The 24,170-nt window shown below is 74.9% G+C and carries 26 protein-coding genes; 20 read left to right on the forward strand and 6 right to left on the reverse strand.

Going from position 1 to position 24,170, the window contains the following annotated elements; translation table 11 throughout:
- Window positions 1-127: 127 nt before the first annotated feature.
- The 14 genes from pyrR to metK all read left to right on the forward strand — a co-directional run bounded on the left by pyrR (window position 128) and on the right by metK (window position 15,082).
- Window positions 128-700 carry a bifunctional pyr operon transcriptional regulator/uracil phosphoribosyltransferase PyrR gene (pyrR, locus tag H7K62_RS09780; protein ID WP_186717741.1) on the forward strand — a complete coding sequence of 191 codons (573 nt, stop codon included), beginning with the start codon at window positions 128-130 and terminating at the stop codon, window positions 698-700.
- Window positions 697-1,653, forward strand: coding sequence for an aspartate carbamoyltransferase catalytic subunit (locus H7K62_RS09785; RefSeq protein ID WP_186717742.1), 957 nt, complete (start codon window positions 697-699; stop codon window positions 1,651-1,653). Before pyrR ends, H7K62_RS09785 begins: the two co-directional genes overlap by 4 nt.
- Window positions 1,653-2,987, forward strand: coding sequence for a dihydroorotase (locus tag H7K62_RS09790; protein WP_186717743.1), 1,335 nt, complete (start codon window positions 1,653-1,655; stop codon window positions 2,985-2,987). The genes H7K62_RS09785 and H7K62_RS09790 overlap by 1 nt, the downstream gene beginning before the upstream one ends.
- Complete coding sequence (locus H7K62_RS09795) at window positions 2,975-3,580, forward strand: PH-like domain-containing protein (RefSeq protein WP_186717744.1); 606 nt, start codon at window positions 2,975-2,977, stop codon at window positions 3,578-3,580. The genes H7K62_RS09790 and H7K62_RS09795 overlap by 13 nt, the downstream gene beginning before the upstream one ends.
- Window positions 3,577-4,785, forward strand: a complete 1,209-nt coding sequence (gene carA, locus H7K62_RS09800) for a glutamine-hydrolyzing carbamoyl-phosphate synthase small subunit (RefSeq protein WP_186717745.1) — start codon at window positions 3,577-3,579, stop codon at window positions 4,783-4,785. Before H7K62_RS09795 ends, carA begins: the two co-directional genes overlap by 4 nt.
- Entirely contained in the window at window positions 4,785-8,144 is a 3,360-nt protein-coding gene (gene carB / locus H7K62_RS09805; protein ID WP_186717746.1) for a carbamoyl-phosphate synthase large subunit, read from the forward strand. The genes carA and carB overlap by 1 nt, the downstream gene beginning before the upstream one ends.
- Window positions 8,141-9,112: a dihydroorotate dehydrogenase electron transfer subunit gene (locus H7K62_RS23770; protein WP_222437336.1), complete on the forward strand. Its 972-nt coding sequence runs from the start codon at window positions 8,141-8,143 to the stop codon at window positions 9,110-9,112. Before carB ends, H7K62_RS23770 begins: the two co-directional genes overlap by 4 nt.
- 1 nt (window position 9,113) lies before the next feature.
- Entirely contained in the window at window positions 9,114-10,160 is a 1,047-nt protein-coding gene (locus H7K62_RS09815; RefSeq protein ID WP_186717747.1) for a dihydroorotate dehydrogenase, read from the forward strand.
- Window positions 10,160-11,047 (forward strand): orotidine-5'-phosphate decarboxylase, encoded by an 888-nt coding sequence (pyrF, locus tag H7K62_RS09820; RefSeq protein ID WP_186717748.1) that lies wholly within the window; start codon window positions 10,160-10,162, stop codon window positions 11,045-11,047. Before H7K62_RS09815 ends, pyrF begins: the two co-directional genes overlap by 1 nt.
- Window positions 11,048-11,199: 152 nt before the next feature.
- Window positions 11,200-11,514 carry an integration host factor, actinobacterial type gene (gene mihF / locus H7K62_RS09825; RefSeq protein WP_109776206.1) on the forward strand — a complete coding sequence of 105 codons (315 nt, stop codon included), beginning with the start codon at window positions 11,200-11,202 and terminating at the stop codon, window positions 11,512-11,514.
- A complete protein-coding gene (gene gmk / locus H7K62_RS09830) occupies window positions 11,511-12,116 on the forward strand; it encodes a guanylate kinase (RefSeq protein ID WP_186717985.1) in 606 nt (201 codons plus the stop codon). Before mihF ends, gmk begins: the two co-directional genes overlap by 4 nt.
- Before the next feature lie 53 nt (window positions 12,117-12,169).
- Window positions 12,170-12,514 carry a DNA-directed RNA polymerase subunit omega gene (gene rpoZ / locus H7K62_RS09835; protein WP_370591698.1) on the forward strand — a complete coding sequence of 115 codons (345 nt, stop codon included), beginning with the start codon at window positions 12,170-12,172 and terminating at the stop codon, window positions 12,512-12,514.
- A 37-nt stretch (window positions 12,515-12,551) separates the two neighbouring features.
- Complete coding sequence (locus tag H7K62_RS09840) at window positions 12,552-13,874, forward strand: bifunctional phosphopantothenoylcysteine decarboxylase/phosphopantothenate synthase (protein WP_186717749.1); 1,323 nt, start codon at window positions 12,552-12,554, stop codon at window positions 13,872-13,874.
- Window positions 13,874-15,082, forward strand: a complete 1,209-nt coding sequence (gene metK / locus H7K62_RS09845) for a methionine adenosyltransferase (protein WP_186717750.1) — start codon at window positions 13,874-13,876, stop codon at window positions 15,080-15,082. Before H7K62_RS09840 ends, metK begins: the two co-directional genes overlap by 1 nt.
- Window positions 15,083-15,119: 37 nt before the next feature.
- On the opposite strand, the gene H7K62_RS09850 is transcribed toward metK, so the two are convergent.
- On the reverse strand, window positions 15,120-15,518 hold the full coding sequence (locus H7K62_RS09850) for a hypothetical protein (RefSeq protein ID WP_186717751.1): 399 nt from the start codon (window positions 15,516-15,518) through the stop codon (window positions 15,120-15,122).
- A gap of 48 nt (window positions 15,519-15,566) precedes the next feature.
- On the opposite strand from H7K62_RS09850, the gene H7K62_RS22365 reads away from it, so the two are divergent.
- Both H7K62_RS22365 and H7K62_RS09855 read left to right on the forward strand, forming a co-directional pair.
- On the forward strand, window positions 15,567-15,701 hold the full coding sequence (locus H7K62_RS22365; protein ID WP_255479954.1) for a hypothetical protein: 135 nt from the start codon (window positions 15,567-15,569) through the stop codon (window positions 15,699-15,701).
- 202 nt (window positions 15,702-15,903) lie between these two features.
- Window positions 15,904-16,479, forward strand: a complete 576-nt coding sequence (locus tag H7K62_RS09855) for a WapI family immunity protein (protein ID WP_186717752.1) — start codon at window positions 15,904-15,906, stop codon at window positions 16,477-16,479.
- A 25-nt stretch (window positions 16,480-16,504) separates the two neighbouring features.
- On the opposite strand, the gene H7K62_RS09860 is transcribed toward H7K62_RS09855, so the two are convergent.
- The 3 genes from H7K62_RS09860 to H7K62_RS09870 form a co-directional block, all read right to left on the reverse strand.
- Window positions 16,505-19,012 carry a hypothetical protein gene (locus H7K62_RS09860; protein ID WP_186717753.1) on the reverse strand — a complete coding sequence of 836 codons (2,508 nt, stop codon included), beginning with the start codon at window positions 19,010-19,012 and terminating at the stop codon, window positions 16,505-16,507.
- A 51-nt stretch (window positions 19,013-19,063) separates the two neighbouring features.
- Window positions 19,064-19,840, reverse strand: a complete 777-nt coding sequence (locus H7K62_RS09865; protein WP_186717754.1) for a hypothetical protein — start codon at window positions 19,838-19,840, stop codon at window positions 19,064-19,066.
- 65 nt (window positions 19,841-19,905) lie between these two features.
- Entirely contained in the window at window positions 19,906-20,868 is a 963-nt protein-coding gene (locus H7K62_RS09870) for a D-2-hydroxyacid dehydrogenase family protein (protein WP_186717755.1), read from the reverse strand.
- Window positions 20,869-20,937: 69 nt separating this feature from the next.
- Here H7K62_RS09870 and H7K62_RS09875 point away from each other — a divergent pair, with 69 nt between their 5' ends.
- Window positions 20,938-21,327, forward strand: coding sequence for a tautomerase family protein (locus tag H7K62_RS09875; protein WP_186717756.1), 390 nt, complete (start codon window positions 20,938-20,940; stop codon window positions 21,325-21,327).
- A 19-nt stretch (window positions 21,328-21,346) separates the two neighbouring features.
- Here H7K62_RS09875 and H7K62_RS09880 read toward each other — a convergent pair whose 3' ends face one another.
- Both H7K62_RS09880 and H7K62_RS09885 read right to left on the reverse strand, forming a co-directional pair.
- Window positions 21,347-21,535, reverse strand: a complete 189-nt coding sequence (locus H7K62_RS09880) for a hypothetical protein (RefSeq protein ID WP_186717757.1) — start codon at window positions 21,533-21,535, stop codon at window positions 21,347-21,349.
- Window positions 21,536-21,623: 88 nt separating this feature from the next.
- On the reverse strand, window positions 21,624-22,205 hold the full coding sequence (locus H7K62_RS09885; RefSeq protein WP_186717758.1) for a histidine phosphatase family protein: 582 nt from the start codon (window positions 22,203-22,205) through the stop codon (window positions 21,624-21,626).
- Window positions 22,206-22,273: 68 nt separating this feature from the next.
- Here H7K62_RS09885 and H7K62_RS09890 point away from each other — a divergent pair, with 68 nt between their 5' ends.
- Genes H7K62_RS09890 through H7K62_RS09900 form a run of 3 tightly spaced genes read left to right on the forward strand, consistent with a single transcriptional unit; the run spans window position 22,274 to window position 24,142 of the window.
- Window positions 22,274-22,924 carry a pyridoxamine 5'-phosphate oxidase family protein gene (locus H7K62_RS09890; protein ID WP_222437337.1) on the forward strand — a complete coding sequence of 217 codons (651 nt, stop codon included), beginning with the start codon at window positions 22,274-22,276 and terminating at the stop codon, window positions 22,922-22,924.
- On the forward strand, window positions 22,921-23,598 hold the full coding sequence (locus tag H7K62_RS09895; RefSeq protein ID WP_370591699.1) for an MOSC domain-containing protein: 678 nt from the start codon (window positions 22,921-22,923) through the stop codon (window positions 23,596-23,598). The genes H7K62_RS09890 and H7K62_RS09895 overlap by 4 nt, the downstream gene beginning before the upstream one ends.
- Window positions 23,599-23,629: 31 nt before the next feature.
- A complete protein-coding gene (locus H7K62_RS09900; RefSeq protein WP_186717759.1) occupies window positions 23,630-24,142 on the forward strand; it encodes a DinB family protein in 513 nt (170 codons plus the stop codon).
- Window positions 24,143-24,170 lie beyond the last annotated feature (28 nt).

Below are 24,170 nucleotides of genomic sequence, written 5' to 3' on the forward strand. Positions count from 1 at the left end.
GGCGGCCCACCGGACCGTCCCCCGCCCGTGCTGGCCGTGCCCCCCGGGTGCAGTACGGTCACAGGAGCACCTGAGGTCCTTCAACCTCCGTCCTGTGAGGCGGGGAAGGAGTCAGTGAGTCACGAGCATGCCTGACGCACGCCCCACCACCGGTCACGCGGCGACCGTCCTCGACGCCGCCGAGATCTCCCGCGCTCTGACGCGCGTGGCGCACGAGCTGCTCGAGCGCAACAAGGGCCCCGAGGGCCTCGTGCTCATGGGCGTCCCGCGCCGCGGCACCCACCTCGCCCGCCGCCTGGCGCAGCGCCTCGCCCAGGTCGAGCCCGGCTTCGACCCCGTCGCCTGCGTCGGGTCGCTCGACGTGACGATGCACCGCGACGACCTGCGCCGGAACCCCACCCGCGCCCCCGAGCCGACCACGCTGCCGGCCGCCGGCATCGACGGCACCACGGTCGTCCTCGTCGACGACGTCCTCTACTCCGGCCGCACCGTGCGCGCCGCGCTGGACGCCCTGTCCGACCTGGGCCGCCCCCGCGCCGTGCGGCTGGCGGTGCTGGTGGACCGGGGCCACCGCGAGCTGCCGATCCGCGCCGACCACGTGGGCAAGAACCTGCCCACCTCCACGGCCGAGCGGGTGTTCGTGCGGCTGGAGGAGACCGACGGCGTGGACGAGGTGCGCATCGAGGGGGCGCCGTCGTGAAGCACCTCCTGTCCGCCGCCGACCTGTCCCGCGACGAGGCGGTGCGCCTGCTCGACGTGGCCGAGCAGATGGCGGCCACCCAGCAGCGGGAGATCAAGAAGCTGCCCGCGCTGCGCGGCCGCACGGTGGTCAACCTCTTCTTCGAGGACTCCACCCGCACCCGCCTGTCCTTCGAGACCGCCGCCAAGCGCCTCTCGGCCGACGTCATCACCTTCTCGGCCAAGGGCTCCAGCGTCTCCAAGGGCGAGAGCCTCAAGGACACGGCGCTGACGCTGCAGGCGATGGGCGCCGACGCCGTGGTCATCCGTCACGCCTCCTCCGGCGCCCCGCACCGCCTCGCGGAGAAGGGGTGGACCTCCGGCGCGGTGCTCAACGCCGGCGACGGCACCCACGAGCACCCCACGCAGGCGCTCCTGGACGCGTTCACGCTGCGGCGCCACCTCGTGGGCGGCGGTGAGCTGGGCGCTGCCACCGGGGCCGACCTGGCCGGGCGGCGCGTCGTCGTCGTCGGCGACGTCCTGCACAGCCGGGTGGCCCGCTCCAACGTGCGCCTCCTGCACACCCTCGGCGCCCGGGTCACGCTCGTGGCTCCGCCCACGCTGCTGCCGCTGGGGGTGCAGACCTGGCCCTGCGAGGTCTCCTACGACCTCGACGCCGCGCTGGGGGAGGCCCCCGACGCGGTGATGGCGCTGCGCGTGCAGCTGGAGCGCATGAACGCCGCCTACTTCCCCTCGGCGCGGGAGTACTCCCGCCGCTACGGCGTCACCGCCGAACGCCTCGCGGGTCTCCCCCCGCACGCGCAGCTGCTGCACCCCGGGCCCATGAACCGCGGCCTGGAGATCACCGCCGAGGCCGCCGACGGACCGCGCAGCCGCGTGGTCGAGCAGGTGACCAACGGCGTGGCGGTGCGGATGGCCGCGCTCTACCTGCTGCTCGCCGGAGAAGAGGACTGATGGAGACCACCCTCATCACGGGTGCCCGCCCGCTGGGCGGCGAGCCCGTGGACCTGCTGCTGCGTGACGGCACCATCGCCGAGACCGGTGCTGCCGGGTCCCTGACCGCGCCCGACGGCGCGCGGACCGTCCGGGCCGAGGGGCTCATCGCCCTGCCGGGCCTGGTCGACCTGCACACCCACCTGCGCGAGCCGGGCCGCGAGGACGCCGAGACCGTCGAGACCGGCACCCGGGCCGCCGCGCTCGGCGGGTACACCGCCGTGCACGCGATGGCCAACACCGCACCCGTCGCCGACACCGCCGGCGTCGTGGAGCAGGTGTGGCGCCTGGGCCGCCAGGCCGGCTGGTGCGACGTGCGCCCCGTCGGCGCCGTGACCGTCGGGCTGGCCGGCGAGCGCCTCGCCGAGCTGGGCGCCATGGCCGACTCCGCCGCCGGCGTGCGGGTCTTCTCCGACGACGGCAAGTGCGTCTTCGACGCCGTCCTCATGCGCCGCGCGCTGGAGTACGTCAAGGCGTTCGACGGCGTCGTCGCCCAGCACGCCCAGGAGCCGCGCCTCACCGAGGGCGCCCAGATGAACGAGTCGGCGCTGTCCGGGGAGCTGGGCCTGCGCGGCTGGCCCGCGGTCGCCGAGGAGGCGGTCATCGCCCGCGACGTGCTGCTCGCCGGCCACGTCGGTTCCCGGCTGCACGTCTGCCACGTCTCCACGGCCGGGTCGGTCGAGATCGTGCGGTGGGCCAAGGAGCGCGGCGTCGACGTCACCGCGGAGGTCACCCCCCACCACCTGCTCCTCACCGACGAGCTGGTCCGCGGGTACGACCCCGTCTACAAGGTCAACCCCCCGCTGCGCTCCGACGACGACGTGCGCGCCCTGCGCGCCGGCGTGGCCGACGGGACGATCGACGTGGTCGCCACCGACCACGCCCCCCACCCGGTGGAGGACAAGGACTGCGAGTGGTCCGCCGCCGCCATGGGCATGACCGGGCTGGAGACCGCCCTGTCCGTGGTGGTGGCCGCCCTCGTCGAGCCCGGCCACCTCGACTGGGCCGGCGTCGCCCGCGTCATGTCGCAGACCCCCGCCCGCATCGGCCGCGTGGCCGAGCAGGGCGGGACGCTGGCCGCCGGGGACCCGGCCCACGTCGTCCTGCTCGACCCGGCCGCGCGCTGGACCGTGGACCCCGCCGCCATGGCCACCAAGGGCCGCAACAGCCCCTTCGCCGGCCGCGAGCTGCCCGGCCGCGTGGTCGCCACCTTCTACGGCGGCCACCCCACCGTCCTCGACGGCGCCCTGGCCACCCCGCGCGACCTCCCGGAGGGGGCTCCGTGGACCAGGTGATCGCCGGGCTCGTGCTCCTGGCCCTGGTCCCCGTGGTCTGGTGGCTCATGCTCCGCTCGTGGCGGCGCCGGGCCGCGGAGCAGAGCGCGGGCACGGCGGGCACCCCCGCCCTGCCCGCCCCGGCCCCGCTGCCCGCCGGCGCCGGTGAGGCCTGGGTCGGCGGCACCTCCGGGGCGCCGACCGGCGCCTCCGGCCGCACCGTGACCGGCACCTACGTCTCCACCGTGCTGTCCGGCCGGCCCCTCGAGCGCGTCATCGCGCACGGCCTGGGCAGCCGCAGCCTCGTGGAGCTGGAGGCCGTCGCCGCTGGACGGCCCGCCCTGCTGCTGCGCCGACCCGGCGCGGCCTCGTTCTCGATCCCCGCCGCTGACCTCGTGCGCGTGACCCGCGCCCGGGGCCAGGCGGGCAAGGTGATGTTCGGCAAGGAGGACCTCGTCGTGGTGACCTGGCGGCTCGGTGGAGCAGGCGGAGCGGAGGTGGACAGCGCCGTGCGGACCAAGCCGCAGCAGGACGCACCCCGCCTCGTCGCCCTGGTGGAGGGCCTCCTGGCCCCCCGCGGAACTGGCTCGACCCACGGGAAGGACGCCGCATGAGCGAGACCCCAGCCCTGCTGCTGCTCGAGGACGGCCGCGCCTTCACCGGCCAGGCCTACGGAGCCCTCGGCGAGACCACCGGGGAGGCCGTCTTCTGCACCGCCATGACCGGCTACCAGGAGACGATCACCGACCCCAGCTACCACCGCCAGGTGGTGGTCATGACCGCACCGCACATCGGCAACACCGGCTGGAACGACGAGGACGACGAGTCGGCCCGCATCTGGGTGGCCGGCTTCGTGGTCCGCGACCCCGCCCGCCGCGCCTCCAGCTGGCGCTCGCGGCGCGAGCTCGCCCAGGAGCTCGCGGACCAGGGTGTCGTGGGCATCTCCGGCGTGGACACCCGCGCGCTGACCCGCCACCTGCGCGAGCGCGGCGCCATGCGCGTCGGGGTGTTCTCCGGCGCGTCCCTGGCAGGTGCCTCTCGCGAGGCCCTGCTCGAGCGCGTCCGCACCGGCGCCCAGATGTCCGGCGCCGACCTCGCCGGCCAGGTCAGCACCACCGACGCCTACGTGGTCCCCGCCGTCGGCGCCCGGCGCCTCACGGTGGCCGCGCTCGACCTGGGCATCAAGGCCAACACCCCGCGCGAGCTCGCCCAGCGCGGCGCCGAGGTGCACGTGCTCCCCGCGATGGCGACCATCGACGACGTCCTCGCCGTCAGCCCCGACGGCGTCTTCTTCTCCAACGGCCCCGGCGACCCCAGCGCCGCCACCCACGAGGTGGAGCTGCTGCAGCAGGTGCTCGAGCGCAAGATCCCCTTCTTCGGGATCTGCTACGGCAACCAGCTGCTGGGCCGCGCGCTCGGCCTGGGCACCTACAAGCTGCGCTACGGCCACCGCGGCGTGAACCAGCCGGTGCTCGACAGGTCCACCGGCCGCGTCGAGGTCACCGCCCACAACCACGGCTTCGCCGTGGACGCGCCGCTGGAGGGGGCCACCACCACGCCGTTCGGGCAGGTGGAGGTCAGCCACGTCGGCCTCAACGACGGCGTGGTGGAGGGCCTGCGGGTCACCGGCACCCCGGCGTTCTCGGTGCAGTACCACCCCGAGGCCGCCGCGGGCCCGCACGACGCCAACTACCTCTTCGACAGGTTCGTCGACCTGGTGGCCGACCCCGGCGCCCCGCTGCCGCCGCTGCTCAACGCGCCCAAGCCGACCAGCACCACCACCAGCTCGCACGACTCGCACGAGGAGGGGACGCGCTGATGCCGCGCCGTGAAGACCTGCACTCCGTCCTGGTCATCGGCTCCGGCCCGATCGTCATCGGGCAGGCGGCGGAGTTCGACTACTCCGGCACCCAGGCGTGCCGCGTGCTGCGCTCCGAGGGCCTGCGGGTCATCCTCGTGAACTCCAACCCGGCGACGATCATGACCGACCCGGAGGTGGCCGACGCCACCTACGTCGAGCCGATCACCTCCGAGGTCATCGAGGCGATCATCGCCAAGGAGCGCCCCGACGCGGTGCTGGCGACCCTGGGCGGGCAGACCGCGCTCAACGCGGCCATCGCCCTGCACGAGAGCGGCGTGCTGGCGAAGTACGACTGCGAGCTCATCGGCGCCGACGTCCCCGCCATCCAGCTGGGCGAGGACCGCCAGGCGTTCAAGGGCGTGGTGGAGCGCTGCGGCGCCGAGAGCGCCCGCAGCCGCACCGCGCACTCCATGGAGGAGTGCCTCGAGGTGGCCGCCGAGCTGGGCTACCCCCTCGTCGTCCGGCCGTCCTTCACCATGGGCGGCCTCGGCTCCGGCTTCGCCCACGACGAGGCCGACCTGCGCCGCATCGCCGGCGCCGGCCTGCACGCCAGCCCCACCACCGAGGTGCTCCTGGAGGAGTCGATCCTCGGGTGGAAGGAGTACGAGCTCGAGCTCATGCGCGACCACGCCGACAACGTGGTGGTCGTCTGCTCGATCGAGAACTTCGACCCCATGGGCGTGCACACGGGTGACTCGATCACCGTGGCGCCGGCCATGACGCTCACCGACCGCGAGTACCAGCGCATGCGCGACGTCGGCATCGCCGTCATCCGCGAGGTCGGGGTGGACACCGGCGGCTGCAACATCCAGTTCGCCATCAACCCGGCCGACGGCCGCATGATCGTCATCGAGATGAACCCGCGCGTCTCGCGCTCCTCGGCGCTGGCGTCCAAGGCGACGGGCTTCCCCATCGCCAAGATCGCCGCGAAGCTCGCCGTGGGCTACAGCCTCGACGAGGTCGCCAACGACATCACCCGCAAGACCCCGGCCAGCTTCGAGCCGACGCTCGACTACGTCGTGGTGAAGGTGCCCCGCTTCGCCTTCGAGAAGTTCCCCGCCGCCGACGCCTCCCTCACGACGACGATGAAGAGCGTCGGCGAGGCGATGGCCATCGGCAGGTCGTTCCCCGAGGCGCTGCAGAAGGCGCTGCGGTCGGTGGAGCAGCGCGGTGCGACGTTCTCCTGGGACGGTCCCGCGCCGACGGCCGAGGAGGTCGACGCGCTCCTCGAGAAGGCCAGGACCCCCACCGACGGCCGGATCGTCACCGCGCAGCAGGCGCTGCGCGGCGGCGCGAGCGTGGAGCGCGTCCACGAGGCCACGAAGGTCGACCCCTGGTTCCTCGACCAGATGCTGCTCATCGAGGAGGTGGCCGCGAAGGTCGCCGCCGCCCCCGAGCTCGACGAGGCGCTGCTGCGCTCGGCCAAGAAGCACGGCTTCTCCGACGCCCAGCTCGCGCAGCTGCGCGGGCTCGGCGCCGTCGGCGAGGCCGAGGTGCGCGCCCTGCGCCACCGCCTCGGGGTGCGGCCCGTCTTCAAGACCGTCGACACCTGCGCCGCGGAGTTCGCCGCGCAGACGCCGTACCACTACTCGGCCTACGAGAGCACGGGCGCTGACGGTGGGGCCGAGTCCGAGGTGGCCGCCAGCGAGCGGCGCAAGGTGGTCGTGCTCGGCTCGGGCCCCAACCGCATCGGCCAGGGCGTGGAGTTCGACTACTCCTGCGTGCACGCCGTCATGGCGCTGCGCGACGCCGGCTTCGAGGCCGTGCTCGTCAACTGCAACCCCGAGACGGTCTCCACCGACTACGACACCTCCGACCGGCTCTACTTCGAGCCGCTCACCCTGGAGGACGTCCTCGAGGTGCTCCACGCCGAGGCGGCCTCCGGCGAGCTGGTCGGCGTCATCGCCACCCTGGGCGGCCAGACCCCGCTGGGCCTGGCGGCGCAGCTGGAGGCCGAGGGCATCCCGGTGCTGGGGACCACCCCGGCCGCCATCGACCTCGCGGAGGACCGCGGCGAGTTCGGCCGGGTGCTCTCCCAGGCCGGGCTGCGGGCCCCGCAGTTCGGCACCGCCACCTCGGTGGAGCAGGCCCGCGCCGTCGCCGAGGAGATCGGCTTCCCGGTGCTCGTGCGGCCCAGCTACGTGCTCGGCGGGCGCGGCATGCAGATCGTCTACGACGAGGGCTCCCTGGAGGAGTACGTCCGCCGCGCCACCGTCGCCAGCCCCGACCACCCCGTGCTGGTGGACAGGTTCCTCGACGACGCCGTGGAGATCGACGTCGACGCGCTCTTCGACGGCACCGACGTCTACCTGGGCGGCGTCATGGAGCACATCGAGGAGGCCGGGGTGCACTCCGGTGACTCCGCCTGCGTGCTCCCGCCGGTGACCCTGGGCTCCTCGGTGCTGACGCGGGTGCGCCAGGCCACCGAGGGCATCGCCCGCGGCGTCGGGGTGCGCGGTCTGCTCAACGTGCAGTTCGCGCTCGCCTCCGACGTCCTCTACGTGCTCGAGGCCAACCCGCGCGCCAGCCGCACGGTGCCGTTCGTGGCCAAGGCCACCGGCGTCGCGCTGGCCAAGGCCGCGGCGCGCATCGCCGTGGGGGCCACCATCGCCGAGCTGCGCGCCGAGGGGCTGCTGCCCGCGGCCGGGGACGGCGGCGACCTGCCCGCCGACTCCCCGATCTCGGTCAAGGAGGCGGTGCTGCCGTTCAAGCGCTTCCTCACCCCGGACGGGCTCGTCGTCGACAGCCTGCTCGGCCCGGAGATGCGCTCGACCGGTGAGGTCATGGGCATCGACGTCGACTTCCCCTCGGCGTTCGCCAAGAGCCAGGCCGCCGCCTACGGCGGGCTGCCGCTGTCCGGCACGGTGTTCGTCTCCGTGGCCGACCCCGACAAGCGCGCGGTGATCTTCCCCGTGAAGCGCCTGGTGGACCTGGGGTTCACCGTGGTGGCCACCGAGGGCACCGCGATGATGCTGCGCCGCAACGGCGTGGCGAGCACGGTGGTGCGCAAGCACTCGCTCGGCACCGGGCCGGACGGCGAGCCGACCGTCGTGGAGCGCATCCTCGCGGGCGAGGTCGACCTCGTGATCAACACGCCCAGCGCCGGCGAGACGCCGAGCGCCGCGGGCGCGCGGGCCGACGGGTACGAGATCCGCGCGGCGACCGCCGCGATGGACGTGCCCGTCTTCACGACGGTCCAGCAGCTGGCGGCGGCGGCCGCCGCCATCGACACGGCCCACGCCGCCCGCGCGGCGGGGGAGCCGGTGCGGGTGCGCTCGCTGCAGGAGCACGCCGAGTACCTCAAGACCACCCGGTGAGCGGCACGGCGAGCGGCACGGTGAGCGGCACGGTGAGCGGCACGGTGAGCGGCACGGTGGGCGTGCAGGAGCAGGCCGAGGTCGTCTCCGCGCGGCCCGTGGGGGCGTACACGCACCTCGTGCTGCGCGCCCCCGAGGCGGCCCGGCGCGCGCAGCCGGGGCAGTTCGTGGCCTGCGGGGTGGGCGACTCGGGCATGCTCCTGCGCCGCTCGCTGTCGCTGCACGCCGCCGACCCGGAGGCGGGGACGCTGGAGGTGGTGGTCGCCGCGGCGGGTCCGGGCACCCGCCTGCTGGCTGCGAAGCGGCCCGGTGACGTGGTGTCCACGACGGCGCCGCTGGGGCGTCCGTTCCCGGTCTCCGCCCCGGGAACCCCCGCGGTGGTCATCGGCGGTGGCTACGGGGCGGCGCCGCTGCCCTGGCTGGCGCGGGTGCTCACCGCCGGAGGGTCGCGCGTGGTGGGGATCGTCGGTGCCGCCAGCGCTGACCGGCTGCTCGGCACGAGCGCCGTCGACGAGGCCACCGCGCTGGACGGCCCCGACGGTCCTGCGGACGCGGTGGTCGTCACCACCGACGACGGATCGCTCGGAGCCCCGGGTCGCGTCACCGACGCCCTGCCCGAGGTGCTCCTGGAGCTGAGCGAGCTCGGGGAGCCGGCCGTCTACGCGTGCGGCCCGATGCCCATGCTCCGCTCGGTGCAGACCACCACCCGCGAGGTGCTGGGGGAGCGGGCGCGGACGTGGCTGGCCGTGGAGGAGTCCATGGCCTGCGGCGTGGGCGTCTGCATGACGTGCGTGCTGCCCGTGCGGGAGGCGGACGGCGCCACGCGCATGCTGCGGGCCTGCACCGCCGGGCCGGTCTTCGACGGTGACGCCCTGCGCTGGGACGCCATCGGCGCCGCACCGCACCTGCGCGGCGGAGCGCTGGTCCCTGACGACGCCGTCGGCGCCCCGCGCCCGGGAGGTCACTGAGATGACCGCTGAGACGACCGCTGAGACGACCGCTCAGGCGACCACTGGGACGACCACGACGACGAGCGTGGACCTCTCCACGTCCATCGGCTCCTTCCACCTGCCGGCGCCGACGATGACGGCCTCCGGGTGCGCCGCCGCCGGGGCGGAGCTGGCGCCCTACCTGGACCTGTCGGCCCTCGGCGCCGTCGTCACCAAGTCGGTGCTGCGGGACGCCCGTTCCGGCCGCGCCACACCGCGCATGGCCGAGACGCCCTCGGGGATGCTCAACAGCATCGGCCTGCAGGGCCCGGGCATCGACGCCTTCCTCGAGCACGACCTGCCGGTGCTAGCCCGGGCCGGTGCGCGCGTGGTCGTCTCGATCGCCGGGGGTGACGCCGACGAGTTCGGCGAGCTGGCCGGGCGCCTGGCCGCCCTGGGCCCCGAGAGCCCGGTGGGGGCGGTCGAGGTCAACATCTCCTGCCCCAACGTCGCCAACCGCGGCCTGGTGTTCGCGTGCGACCCCGGCGCCTCACGCGCCGTGCTGGAGGCCGTCAGCGGGGCTGTTAGCGCCTCACCGCGCCCGGACCTGCCGGTGCTCGCCAAGCTCAGCCCCGACGTCACCGACCTGGTGGCGGTGGCCCTGGCCTGCACGGAGGGTGGTGCGACGGGCCTGACGGCCATCAACACCACCCTCGGCATGGTGGTCGACCCGGTGACGCTGCGTCCGCAGCTCGCGGGCGTCACCGGCGGCACGTCCGGCCCGGCCATCCGGCCCATCGCCGTCCGCTGCGTCTGGCAGCTCACCGCCGCCCAGCGCGCCGGGGTGCTGCCCGACGTGCCCGTGGTGGGCGCCGGCGGTGTCGCCAGCGGCGCCGACGCGCTGCAGCTCATCGCCGCCGGGGCCTGCGCCGTGCAGGTGGGGACGGCGACGTTCGCCGACCCCTCGGCGCCGGCCCGCGTGGCCCGCGAGCTGGAGGGCGAGCTGGCCCGCCGCGGGGTCGAGCGCCTGGCCGACGTGGTCGGCATCGCCCACGAGCCCGGCCGCGGCACCACGAGGAGCACCTGATGAGCCAGCAGACCCCCGCGCCGACCGCGCCGTTCGGGCAGCGGCTGGCGGCCGCGATGGACGCGCACGGGCCCCTGTGCGTGGGCATCGACCCCTCTCCGGCCCTCCTGGGCGCCTGGGGGCTGTCCGACGACGTCCTGGGCCTGGAGAGCTTCTCCCGGGCCGTCGTGGAGGCCGTGGCGGGCTCGTGCGCCGCGATCAAGCCGCAGGCGGCGTTCTTCGAGCGGCACGGCAGCCGCGGCGTCGCCGTCCTGGAGCAGGTGGTGGCCGACGCGCGCGCCGCCGGCGTGCTGTGCGTGGTGGACGCCAAGCGCGGCGACATCGGCTCGACCATGGCGGCCTACGCCGACGCGTTCGCCGGGGAGGGCTCCCCGCTGGCCGGAGACGCCGTGACGGCGTCGCCGTTCCTCGGCTTCGGCTCGCTCGACCCGCTCCTCGCCGTGGCCGAGGCCACCGGCCGCGGCGTCTTCGTGCTGGCGCTGACCTCCAACCCCGAGGGCGCCTCCGTGCAGCACGCCCGCGACGCCGGTGGGACGGCCGTGGCGGCCGCCGTCGCGCGCGCCGCCGCGCAGCGCAACGCCGCAGCTCGCAGCGCCGGTGCGGCGCTCGGGTCCGTGGGCCTGGTGGTCGGCGCCACCACCGGTGACGCCGCCTCCCGCCTGGACGTGGACCTCGCGGCCGTGCACGGTCCGCTGCTCGCCCCCGGCATCGGGGCGCAGGGCGCGGGGCCGGCCGACCTGGCCCGGGTGTTCGGGTCCGCGCGCCGCGCCGTCCTGGCCTCCTCCAGCCGGGAGGTGCTCGGGGCGGGACCCTCGGTGCTGGCCCTCCAGGAGGCCGCTGTACGGTCTGCCGACGCCTGCCGGGCCGCTCTGCGTCACGAAGAGTGACCCCCCGGCGTTGCTCTGACCAGGTGACGTGGCTAGGTTTCGCACCAGGGTCGGCGCCGAGCCCCCGGGGTGAGACCGCCGATCGCGACGTGAACGCCACGTGCATGACTGACCAGGCCCCTTTTCCCGACGACGTTCAGAGGTGACTGTCCGTGCCGCTCCCGAACCTGACCCCCGAGCAGCGTGCTGCAGCCCTGGAGAAGGCCGCCGCCGCCCGCCGTGAGCGTGCGGAGGTGAAGAACCGCCTCAAGCACTCCCAGGGTGACCTCGGCGACGTGATCCGCGAGGGCCAGGAGAACGACGTCGTGGGCAAGATGAAGGTCTCCGCCCTCCTGGAGGCCCTTCCGGGCGTCGGCAAGGTCCGCGCCCAGAAGGTCATGGAGGAGATCGGCATCTCCGAGACCCGTCGTGTGCGCGGTCTGGGCGCCAACCAGATCAGCGCCCTCATCGACCGCTTCGGCCGCTGAGCTCGCAGCAGACCACCGGCCCGGCCCGGACGACGCCCCAGCGGCTGGTCGTCCTGGCCGGGCCGACGGCTGTCGGCAAGGGCACCGTGGCCGCCGACGTCCGCGCGCGCTACCCGCAGGTGTGGCTGTCGGTCTCGGCGACCACCCGCGCACCCCGCCCGGGTGAGGTCGACGGCGTGCACTACCTGTTCACCTCCGAGGCGGACTTCGACGCGCTCGTGGACCGGGGGCAGATGCTGGAGTGGGCCGTGGTCCACGGCCGCCACCGCTACGGCACCCCCCGCGGGCCGGTGGAGCAGGCCCTCGCCGCCGGCACCCCGGTGCTGCTGGAGATCGACCTGCAGGGCGCCCGCCAGGTGAAGGCCGTCATGCCCGACGCGCACTTCGTGTTCCTGGCCCCTCCCAGCTGGGAGGAGCTCGAGCGCCGGCTCGTCGGGCGCGGCACCGAGGGACCCGAGGAGCGGGAGCGCCGGCTCTCGACCGCACGGGTGGAACTCGCCGCCGAGGGGGAGTTCGACACCACCATCGTCAACGACGACGTCAGCCGAGCTGCTGACGAGCTCGTATCATGGATGGGTCTGGGTCCGCTCACCCGTCGGTGACCGTCTGACCCGCACCGCGCTCGACCAGCCTCCACCGATCTGGAAGGACACCCGTGTCCGGCACCGCCGCTGCCCCCGAGGGCATCACCAACCCGCCCATCGACGACCTCCTCGAGGCCGCTGACGGCTCCAAGTACGGGCTGGTCATCTACGCCGCCAAGCGCGCGCGCCAGATCAACGCCTACTACTCCCAGCTCGGCGAGGGCCTGCTGGAGTACGTCGGCCCGCTCGTGGAGACCCACGTGCAGGAGAAGCCGCTGAGCGTGGCGCTGCGCGAGATCGACGCCGGCCTGCTCACCATCCGCCCCGTCAGCCCGGAGGAGGCGGCCGCCGAGGCCGCCGCCGTCGCGCCGTCCGACCCGTTCGCGGCCCCCGCGGACGACGCGCGCGGCTTCTGAGCCGACCTCCCGGCCCACGTCCCTCCAGCTCCTCGCGATGACCGCGCCGCGCGTCGTCCTCGGTGTCGGCGGTGGCATCGCCGCCTACAAGGCGGCGCTGCTGCTGCGCCTGTTCACCGAGGGCGGCGCGTCCGTGCGCGTGGTCCCCACCGAGGCCGCCCTGCGGTTCGTCGGGGAGCCGACGTGGGCGGCGCTGTCGGGCCAGCCGGTGGCCACCGGCGTCTGGGACGACGTCCACGAGGTGCCGCACGTGCGGCTGGGTCGCGAGGCCGACCTCGTGGTGGTGGCCCCGGCCACCGCGGACCTGCTCGGCCGCGCCGCGCACGGCCTCGCCGACGACCTGCTCACCAACGTCCTGCTCACCGCGCGCTGCCCGGTGCTGCTGGCCCCGGCCATGCACACCGAGATGTGGCAGCACCCGGCGGTGGTGGCGAACACCGCGCTGCTGCGCGAGCGCGGCATCCACGTGCTCGACCCTGACAGCGGGCGCCTCACGGGCGCCGACACCGGGCCGGGCCGCCTGCCCGAGCCCGAGCGCATCCACGCGGCCGCGATGGCGCTGCTGCAGGGCCCGGCTGCCGGCGCGGGCCCCGCGTCGTCGTCGTCCTCCTCCGCGGCCGACCAGGACGACGACGGCGCCGAGCGCGCCGGCGCCGACCTCGCCGGACGGCACGTGGTGGTCTCGGCGGGGGGGACGCGCGAGCCGCTCGACCCGGTGCGCTTCCTCGGCAACGCCTCCTCGGGGCGGCAGGGCGCGGCGCTCGCCGCGCGGGCGCTGGCCCGGGGCGCGCGCGTGACGTACGTGCGAGCGCACACCGAGGTGCCCGACCCCGCGGGGGCGCACGTGGTGCCGGTGAGCACGGCGCTGCAGCTGCGCGACGCGGTGCTCACCGCTGCCCGAGCCGGCGCCGACGCGGTGGTCATGGCGGCGGCGGTGGCCGACTTCCGTCCCGCTGCGCCGTCCGAGTCGAAGATCAAGAAGGACGACGACGGCGAGTCCGTCCCGGTCGTCGAGCTGGTCCGCAACCCCGACGTGCTGGCCGGACTGGTGGCCGCGCGCCGCGAGGGGCGGGTCGCGGCCGCCACCGTGCTGGTCGGCTTCGCCGCCGAGACCGGAGACGCCGCGGGGTCGGTGCTCGAGCACGGCCGCGCGAAGGCCCGGCGCAAGGGCGCCGACCTGCTCGTGGTCAACGAGGTCGGCGGGGGACGCGCGTTCGGCACCGCCGACAACACCGTCGTCATCATCGGTGCCGACGGCACCGAGCGGGCCGTGGGGCCCGCGCCCAAGGAGCGCATCGCCGACGCCGTCTGGGACGCTGTCGCGCAGCTCGTGCACGTCGAGAACCCGGGAGACTCCTGATGGCCGCTGCTGCGGACCTGCGCCTGTTCACCTCCGAGTCGGTGACCGAGGGGCACCCGGACAAGATCTGCGACCAGATCAGCGACCGGATCCTCGACGCGATGCTCGACCAGGACCCGACCAGCCGCGTCGCGGTGGAGACCATGGTCACCACCGGGCAGGTGCACATCGCCGGTGAGGTGCGCACCAAGGGGTACGTCGAGATCCCGCAGATCGTGCGCGAGACGATCCTGGGCATCGGGTACGACTCCTCTGAGAAGGGCTTCGACGGCCGCTCCTGCGGCGTCTCGGTCTCCATCGGGGCGCAGTCCACGGACATCGCGCAGGGCGTCGACTCCTCCTGGGAGCAGCGCTCCGGGACGCTCGTCTCGGACGACCCGCTCGACGCGCAGGGCGCCGGCGACCAGGGCCTGATGTTCGGGTACGCCTGCGACGACACCCCCGAGCTCATGCCGCTGCCGATCTACCTGGCGCACCGCCTGTCCGAGCAGCTCACCGCCGTGCGCAAGGACGGGGTGCTGCCGCACCTGCGTCCCGACGGCAAGACCCAGGTGACCATCGGGTACGACGGCGACCGCGCGGTCTCCCTCGACACCGTGGTCCTGTCCACGCAGCACGCCCCGCAGGTGGACCTCGCCGAGCTGGCCGAGCAGATCCGCTCCGAGGTGGTGGCGCCGGTGCTGGAGGGGGTCGACCTCGACACCTCCGGGCACCGCCTGCTGGTCAACCCCACGGGCCGCTTCGAGATCGGCGGGCCCATGGGTGACGCCGGCCTCACCGGCCGCAAGATCATCGTGGACACCTACGGCGGCATGGCCCGCCACGGCGGTGGTGCGTTCTCTGGGAAGGACCCGTCCAAGGTCGACCGGTCCGCGGCGTACGCCATGCGCTGGGTGGCCAAGAACGTGGTCGCGGCGGGTCTGGCGCGGCGCTGCGAGGTGCAGGTGGCGTACGCCATCGGCGCGTCGCACCCGGTGGGCCTGTACGTGGAGTGCTTCGGCACCGAGACCGTGGACCTGGGCCGGCTGACCGCGGCCATCAAGGAGGTCTTCGACCTGCGCCCCGCCGCGATCGTGCGCGACCTCGACCTGCTGCGCCCCGTCTACGCGAAGACCGCCGCCTACGGGCACTTCGGTCGTGAGCTGCCGGGCTTCACGTGGGAGACCACCGACCGCGCCGCGGCGCTCAAGGCCGCGGCCGGCGCCTGACGCGCGGTGCCGCCGGTCGGGCTCTGCATGCCCGGCGTCACACCCCGGCGAGTTCGAGGGCCAGCTGCTGGACGGACCGGCGTGCCATCTCGACGTCGTCGGCGGCGAAGCACCTCGGGGAGCCGAGGGCGTGTGCGTCGAGCAGGAAGATGCGTTCCTCCGCGACCTGTCGCAGGCGGACGATCTCCGCGGTCTGCTCCGGTGTCGCGCGCTGTCCGGTCAGCTCCGACGACCGCATGACGGACTGGGCGTAGGTGGACGCCTGCGAGGAGGCCAGCTCGTAGCGGTCAGCGAGAGCGCGCGCCTGCTGGCGCACCAGCTCGCACGACGGCTCGGGCGACGACGTCCCGGCAGCGGCACCGGCGCTGTGCGCGGCGACCACGAGGACCACTCCGGTGGCAGCCGTCGCGGCGGCCCAGCGCAGGGTGCGGTGCATCGAAGGGGCTCCTCGTCGTCGTCCTCGGGGGCCGCGGGGTGCGGTCCTGTGATCGACATCGGCACGAGCGCGGGAGGGGAGCACCGGGGGAGCGCGCCGCCCACCCGTTCAGCGCTGCTGCGCCGCGACGGCGACGGCGACGGCGACGGCGACGGCAAGGGCGTGGACGTGGCGTGGAGGTGAGGGGTGGACCGGTGCAGCCCCACCGACAGCAGGACGAGCCGCACACCGAGCACGACGCCCTGCCCGGCGGTCACAGCATCGCTGCGACCGGGCCGAGGACCTGCTGGCAGGCGATCGGCGCGGGACCGGGCGGTGAAGGTCGTGCACGAGTCGCTCACGTGGTCCGCGCACCACGCAGACGGCGTGCTGGGAGGCTGGTGCTGTGCTGCTCGTCGGAAGGGACGGGACGTCGGTCCAGCTGAGCGTCGCGGGGTACCAGTTCCCCGAGCGCGACGCCGACCCGGGTGGCGATGACTGGGACGCCAACTGGCTCGTCATCGCTGGGCGGGTCCGGACCAGCGCCGGCCGGACGTGGTCGTTCCGCGACCCCGGGCTGACCACGTGGGAGGTCGCCGAGGCGGCCGACTGGCTGGACGGCGCAGCGCGGGGTGAGGTGCCGTTCGTCCCCCCGTGGACCTTCGCGGACGACGGCGCGCCCGACGAGCCCGACGAGCCCGACGAGCCCGACGAGCCCGACGAGGACGTCCCGTTCTGGTGGGACGAGCTGGACGAGCACGGCTGGAAGGTCTTCGTCGAACCGTGCCTGTCGCTCGGGGTGGCCGAGGGCGAGGGCCCCGCGGTGCGGCTGCTCGTGGGGCTCGGAGCGGAGTGGGCACCACCTCCGTTCCCCGAACGCGCTCACGACTGGCGGTGCGTGGAGCTGCACCTCTCGCCCAGCGAGCTCGCCCGTGCTGCTGCCGAGCTCCGCCGGGAGCTGGCGCGGTACCCCCAGCGCTGACCCTGGGGAGCAGGGGCGGCCAGCATCAGGCGGCGGGGAGGTCGTCGAACAGGCACGGCTCCTCCCCGTCGCCGGGGTCACCGTCAGCACCTGGGCGCGGCTGCGGTGGTGCGTCGGTGAAGGCCGCACGGGTCCAGTCCGTCGACCACGCCACCCCCGCCGGCCCACCGGGAGGATCTGGGCGACCATCCGGTGGCCAGCCCACCCACGCGGGCAGGACATCAGCCAGCAACCGGTGCACCCACCCCGGCAGCTCACCCCCACCCTCAGGACCATCGCTGGGCCCGTCACCAGGACCGTCGTCGGGGCCGTCGTCGGGGTCCAGCAGCACCTGGGGGCTGACGCGGTAGGTGTGCCCGGTCGGCGCGGTCCACACCACCGCGTCCCCCGGCCCTGGCTGCGCAGCGGTCCGCGCCACCGCCACGCTCCAGCCGTGCCCGGGACGGGCGTGCTCCCCGGCCTGCTTGAGCAGGTGCTCCACCTGCGCCAGCAGCTGCAGGTTCGTCGCCTCCGTCGCCCCGCCACTGTCATAGGCCTGGACGTGGTCGATCTGCCCACCCCCAGCACCACCACCACCGCCCCCACCACCGGCGGGACCGTGGTCCAACCCCACCGGACGGGTCGAGGACGGCATCGTCGAAGACCACCACCGCAGCCCCACCAACCGCGCCAACGCCGTCGAGGGGCGCCACGCGCCCTCCTCCACTGCCACCGCCGCCCCGCACACCGGGTCAGCCAGCACCCGCCGCCACAACCCGTCCGCGGCGATCCGCAACGCCGCCACCGCACCGATGGGCCCGTACCCGGCCAGCTGCGCCCCGATCGTGGAGACCCCGGCGGCCACCGTCCACGGCAGCACCAGGTGCACCACCGGCCTGGAGGCGGCGGTGCGGGCGATCGGGTACCACGTCCCGCACACCCCGGAGGTGCCGGCGACCTCGAGTGCTGCGCTCGCCCACTCCACCAGCGCCGCGATGCGGTGAGCGTCCAGGGAGCCCACCGCGCCCCGGTCGAAGGGACGGCCCTGCTCGCGGGCGGCGGCACGTTCAGCGGCGCGGGCCTCCTGCTGGCGGCGTCGGGCGCGGGCGTCCATCGCCGCGGTGATCACCGCGATGTCCTCGGCGGGTCCGCGCAGCTGCAGCGCCGCCTGCCCGTCCGGTTCGGACCAGCGGGAGGTGGAGCACGCCGCGCGGGCCTTGACCGCGCGCCGCTGGGCGGCGGGGCCGTCAGCGCGGGACACCGCGGTGGTCAGGCGCTTGGTCCACGCCCGCCGGTTCGGGCCCAGCCCCGCCCCGGCGGTGGGACGCGACGTCGGACCCGTCTGCGCGGACCCCTCAGATCCGGACCCCTCAGATCCAGACCCCTCAGATCCAGACCCCTCAGATCCAGACCCCTCAGAGGGAGAGCCGTCCGAACAGGAGCCGTCCGAACAGGAGCCGTCCGAACAGGAGCCGTCCGAGACCGAGCTGCCGCTACCGGTGCCGTCAGTGGTCCAGGCCGCGGTGCCGGTGGCCTTGCCCAGCAGCTCCCGGCGCACCGCCGCAGCGACCTGCTCGGCGTGGGCGGCCGCCGCTGCCTCCGCCTCGGCGTCGACCTGCGCCCGATCGGCAGCGGCCCGAGCCCGCACCTCCTCCCGCGTCGGCGGCACCAGCCCGGCCTGGGCGCGGGCGGCGTCCTCGGTGGCACGCTGCGCCTCCAGCGCCCGCTCGCGGGTAGCGCTCTCACGCTCCAGCGCGCTCAGGTAGGAGGTGGTGCGCACCGCTGACAGCTGCTCCAACAGCCAGCTCCCGGCCCCTGCGGGTAGGGCCCCGGCAGCCATCGCCGAAGCCACGTCCCGGTGAGCCCCCACCGCTGCCAGACCCCGCTCGACCAACACCTCAGACGCCGTCGACCCGATGCCGAGCCGGGCGCACAGCTCCGAGGCAGCAGTCGAGCGCACCCGGGTGGCCCACGGGCGGCCCGTGCCATCGGCGGCGGTGGCAGCGCGAGCATCAGCGACGTCGGCCTCGGCCTCGGCCTGGCGTCGGGAGGCGAACACCCCCGCTATCTGGTCACGGCGCGCGGCCAGTGCCGCGATCTGGCGTTCGCACGCCGCGACAGCCTCGACCAGCTCAGCGTCCGAGACCCCGACGCAGACGGTGGTGTCGGTGCTGTCGGTGGTGTCGGTGCTGTCGGTGGAGCGGCACGCCGCCTCGAGGTCGACCGTCAGGTCGGCCCAGAGCTCCTCCACCGCCGCCACCAGCCCGACCCCGGGAGCGCGCGCCGCCCACAGCAGCGCCACCTCGTCGCGCACCCCGACCAGGCACGCCTCTGGCAGCAGCACCCGCGAATGCTCCCCGGCCTGCGAGGCGCCAGCCTCCGGCTCTGCTGCGGCCTCGGGCGGGGCTGGCTCGTCGTCGCCCCCGTCCTCCTCTTCCAGGTGCAGCACCTGGGTGTCAGGGGCGAGCTCGTAGCCGTCGGGGTGGGCCACCGCGCGCCACCACAGGTGCGCAGCGATGCGCTCCTCCAGCAGCGAGACCGGCCCCTGACCCATGCCCACACCTGATCACCCACCACCGACAACCCGTGCTGACCTGCACGTTCGTCACGACACCGGCCGGTGCTGCCTGACCTTCCAGACAAGGCGGCCGACGGCGGCGGACAGGGACGTCCCCGCGGCGAGCCCGACCGCCAGCAGCAGGGCACCGACGAGGTAGAGCCCCGAGTCGTCGACAGCGGCGGCCAGCACCGTCCAGCAGACGAGGAACCCGGCTGACACCCCCGCGGCGACCGCGACCGGCGACCAGCGAGTCGCGAGCACGCCGGTCAGCACCCCGACGGAAAGGGCGCACCCCACGACCTGGAGCGTCACGTAGGGCGACTGCACGGCGCCGGTCACGACGTCGTAGGAGGCGGTCCGGTCCCATCCCAGCCACACCGCCCACACGAGCCCTCCCGCCAGTGCGGCCAGCCCGGTCTGGGTCGACCGGCTGGCTGGACGCACCGCAGTGGCGGGGGACCCGGCGCCTGGCCGCATCCGCTCGACCCGGCTCTCGTGACGGCGCACGGCCCGCAGCAGCACGGCGTGCAGGAGCAGGTTGACCAGCACGGGGGCTCCGGTCGCCAGTCCCTGCGCAGCCACCTCGGGGAGCGGGAGCGCCAGCGCCACGGGCACGACCAGCGCCCACCACGGGGCCCCGAGCAGCAGCAGCACTGCGTCCAGCCCGCTCCACACCGGGCTGGGCAGGTCGGGAGCCGGGATGCCGGCCGCCACCAGGAGGGCCCTGACCACCACGACGACGACGAGGGCCGCGTGCACGACCAGCAGCGGCGACCACCAGCGGGTCTGACGTGGTCGTGGACCATCGGTCGTCGGGCTCACCGGTCCATCGTGGACCGTCCGGTACCGCAGCGGATCCTCCTGCGGGCGGACGGGTCCTGTTCGCGTCAGGTGAGCACGCGCACCGGTGACCCGGCCAGCCACGCCGCGACGTCCTCCACCGCGTCCTCGTAGAACGCCGCGTACGTGTCCTCCGTGACGTACCCGACGTGCGGCGTCAGCACGGTGCGCGGTGCGGTGCGCAGCGGGTGGTCCTCCGGCAGCGGCTCGACGTCGTAGACGTCCAGCCCGGCGCCGCCGAGGTGCCCGGACCGCAGCGCTGCCAGCAGCGCGGCCTCGTCGACCAGGGGCCCGCGCGAGGTGTTCACCAGCAGCGCCCCGGGCTTCATCAGCGCCAGCTCCCGCTCACCGACCACGCCGCGGGAGCGCCGCGACAGCACCAGGTGCAGCGTCACGGCGTCGGCGCGCGCCAGCAGGTCGTCCTTGGTGGTCGGCTCCACGCCCAGCTGCCGGGCGAGGTCGTGGTCGAGGTGCTGCGACCACGCGAGCACCTCCATGTCGAAGGCCTGAGCCACCCGCGCCACCCGCTGCCCGAGCTTGCCCAGCCCGATGACGCCCAGCACCTTCCCGGCCAGGTCGCCCCCGATCCCCGACGGCCGCTCCAGCCTCTGCTGCCACGCCCCGGCGCGCACGCCCGCGTCGAGCCGGGGAACCTGCTTGACCAGCGCCAGCAGCAGCGCCCACGTCATCTCCGCGGTCCCCGGCACCACCATGCGGGTGCCGCAGACGACGACGCCGCGGGCGCGGGCGGCGTCCAGGTCGATGGCGGCGTTCGCCATCGCCGTCGTCACGAGCAGGCGCAGGTCGGGCAGGCCGGCGAGCAGCTCGGCGTCGAACGCGGTGCGCTCCCGCATCGCCACCACCACCTCCGACCCGGCCAGCGCCCCGCGCAGCGCCGCACCGGTGAGGTGCTGGTGCACGAACTCCACCTCGACGCCGTCCGGCAGCGCCGTCCAGTCGGCGCGTGCGCGCGCCGCCCGCTGGTAGTCGTCGAGCACGGTGATCCTCACGGTGCGACGCTACGTGGGGCGGCCCCACCCGGCGCGCCCACCGCCCGCTCCACCGGAGGTCGCACCACCATGCCCCTGCTCGCCGTCGACGTCGTCCGTGGTCGTTCCGAGCAGCAGCTCAGAGAGCTGCTCGACGTGGTGCAGTCCGCCGTCGTCGACGCCTTCGAGGTCCCCGAGACCGACAGGTACCAGGTGCTCACCCAGCACGAGCCGTTCGAGCTGGTGGCGCTCGACACCGGCCTGGGCATCTCCCGCACCGCCGGCCTCGTCGTGGTGCGGGTGACCAGCCGCGAGCGCACCGAGGAGAAGAAGGTGGAGCTCTACCAGCTGCTCGCGCAGCGGCTGGAGGAGCGGTGCGGCGTGCGGGCGGATGACCTCGTCGTCACCATCACCGAGAACGGGGCCGCCGACTGGTCGTTCGGCGGCGGCCAGGCCCAGTTCCTCACCGGCGCCCTCTGACGGGACGCCGGCACCGGGGTCAGCGCTGAGCGGTGGCCGTGACCCGGGTGGTCTGGGTGATGGTGGCCCAGGACGAGCCGCCCTCGTCGAAGCAGCCCGCGCACTCGCAGGCCGGCCAGATCAGGCCGTCCTTGTGGCTGCGCGGCTGCGGAATGAGGCCGGGCTCGACGGCGTGCAGGTCCAGGGAGAAGGCGTCGTGTCTGTCCACGGGTCTAGCATCACGCTCCGCAGCCGGTTCTGCTGGCGTTCCGGACGCTCTCCAGACGACTGGCAGCCACCTGTCGGCCTCCTGTCATCTACCGCTGGGGCGGCCCCGCTGGCTCGATGCGGTGCCAGCCGTGGTGGACTGCGCCGCTGACCTGCTCGAACGCGTACCAGCTGCCCTGCCCGGGCTGGTCGAGCTCCCGCGAGACGGGCACGCCGAGCAGGTGGCAGAGCATCAGGGTCCCCACACCCCCGTGGGCGACGACGGCGACGTCCCCGTCCACGCCGTCCAGCTGCCGCCGCACCGCGGTGACGAAGCGTGACTGGGCGTGCTCTGCGGTCTCCCACCCGCGCACGCTGGCGGTCGGGTGCGCGAAGAACGCGTCGGCCAGCTGCTCGAACTCCTGCGGCGGCACGTACCCGGTGGCCGACCTGTCGTTCTCCCCGAGCGCCTCGTCGGTGACGACGTCCAGGCCCAGCGGCTCGGCGAGCGCCCGGGCCGTCTGCACGGCCTTCGTCTCCGCGGAGCTCACCACGCGCGTCAGCGCGCCGGCCCACGGCAGCGCCAGCAGGTGCACCAGGCGCTCACGGCCGGCGGCCGACAGGCCCCACCGCGGCACCGGGACGCTCGGGTCCACCTGCACCTCGGGGTGGCTCACCACGTAGACGGTCACGCGCCCAGCCCACCACGGCGCCGGGAACCTGCTGGACCCCGTGCCCCGCGGCGGACGAGACTGCGCGGGTGGGACTGAGGGACTGGGGCGAGGTCATCACCGGCGAGGCGGAGCTGCGGGAGCTGGTCGGCGAGCCCGCGCCCGCCGCCGTCGCCAAGCAGCGCGACCACCTCCACGACCTCGACAGGGCCTGGCTCTCCGCGTCCCCCTTCTGCCTGCTGGCCACCGCGGGCGCCGACGGGCGCTGCGACGTCTCGCCCAAGGGGGACCCGCCCGGCTTCGTGCACGTCCTGGACGACCGGACCGTCGTCGTCCCCGAGCGGCCTGGCAACCGCCGCGTGGACGGGTTCCTCAACGTGCTGGCCAACCCCCACGCCGGGCTCATCTCGCTGCTGCCCGGGCGCAGCGACACCCTGCGGGTCAACGGCCGCGCCACCCTGGTGCGCGACGCGCCGTTCTTCGACGCGATGGTGGTCAAGGGGCACCGGCCGCTGCTGGCGGTGGTCATCGAGGTGGAGGAGGTGTTCCACCACTGCTCCAAGGCGTTCCTGCGGTCGTCGCTGTGGGACACCGCCACCTGGGACGGCGGCACGTCGTCCGTCGCCGGCGGCGTGCCGAGCCGGGCCCACATCGCCCGGGCCCTCGAGCGCAAGGACACCCCGCTGGAGGACCTCCAGGCCCACTACGGCCCCAGCTACGCCGAGGGGCTCTACCGGTGAGCGGCCAGGACGACGACGGCGGCCGGGTGCTCTCGGTCAACGTCGGGCAGGAGCGGCCCATCGCCGCCAAGGGCGGGACCACCGGCATCGACAAGCGCCCCGTGGAGGGGCCGGTGGCCGTGCGCGCGCCCGGCCCGAAGCTGGCCGGGCGCACCGGCGCCAGCGGCCTGGCCGGGGACCACATCAGCGACACCGCCCACCACGGCGGTGACGACCAGGCCGTCTACGCCTACGCCCGCGAGGACCTCGACGCCTGGGGCCGCGAGCTGGGGCGGGACCTGCCCGGCGGGACGTTCGGGGAGAACCTCACCACGGTGGGTGTGGACGTCAACGGCGCGGTGGTCGGCGAGGTGTGGGAGGTGGGGACGGCGCTGCTGCAGGTCAGCGCCCCGCGCATCCCGTGCGTGACGTTCGCGGTGTGGCTGGGGCAGCAGCGGTGGGTGCCGCGCTTCACCGAGGCGCGCACGCCGGGCGCCTACCTGCGCGTGCTGCGCGACGGGCACGTCTGCGCCGGGGACGCGGTGCGCGTGCTCTCCCGGCCCGCCCACGGCGTGGACGTGCGGACCGCGTTCGCCGCGACGACGACGAGCCCCGAGCTGCTGCCCCTGCTGCGCGACGTGACCGAGCTGCCCGCCGCGGAACGGGCCAGGCTGCTGCAGCGCCTGGACGGCTGACGCCTGGGGAGCGCTCGGTACGGTCCCGTGCGTGGACGACCCCCGCACCGACCCGCCCGTGGCCGCCGACGAGGCGACCACCCTGGTCGGCTTCCTCGACTTCCTGCGCGACACCGTCGCGCTGAAGACCGACGGCCTCAGCGCCGAGCAGCTCGCGGCGGTGCACCCGCCGTCGTCGATGACGCTGGGAGGGATGCTCAAGCACCTGGCCTACGTGGAGGACCAGTGGGTCGGCCACGTGCTGCTCGGCAGCCCGCCGGCCCCACCGTGGGACGAGGCCCCGTGGGACGACGACCCCGACTGGGACTGGCACTCGGCCGCCACCGACGACCCCGCCGCGCTGCGCGGTCTCTGGCGCTCCGCCGTGCAGCGGTCTCGCACCGACCTGCCGCTGGACGACCTCGGGCGGCTCAGCGCGCTCGAGCGCCGCGGTGAGCGGGTGTCGGTGCGCTACGTGCTGGTGCACCTGGTGGAGGAGTACGCCCGGCACGCGGGCCACGCCGACCTGCTGCGCGAGGCGGTCGACGGCTCCACCGGCGAGTGAGCGCCGGCGCCGCGAGGCGTCCTCCTGC

This window comes from Quadrisphaera sp. RL12-1S (assembly GCF_014270065.1).
Lineage (GTDB): Bacteria > Actinomycetota > Actinomycetes > Actinomycetales > Quadrisphaeraceae > Quadrisphaera.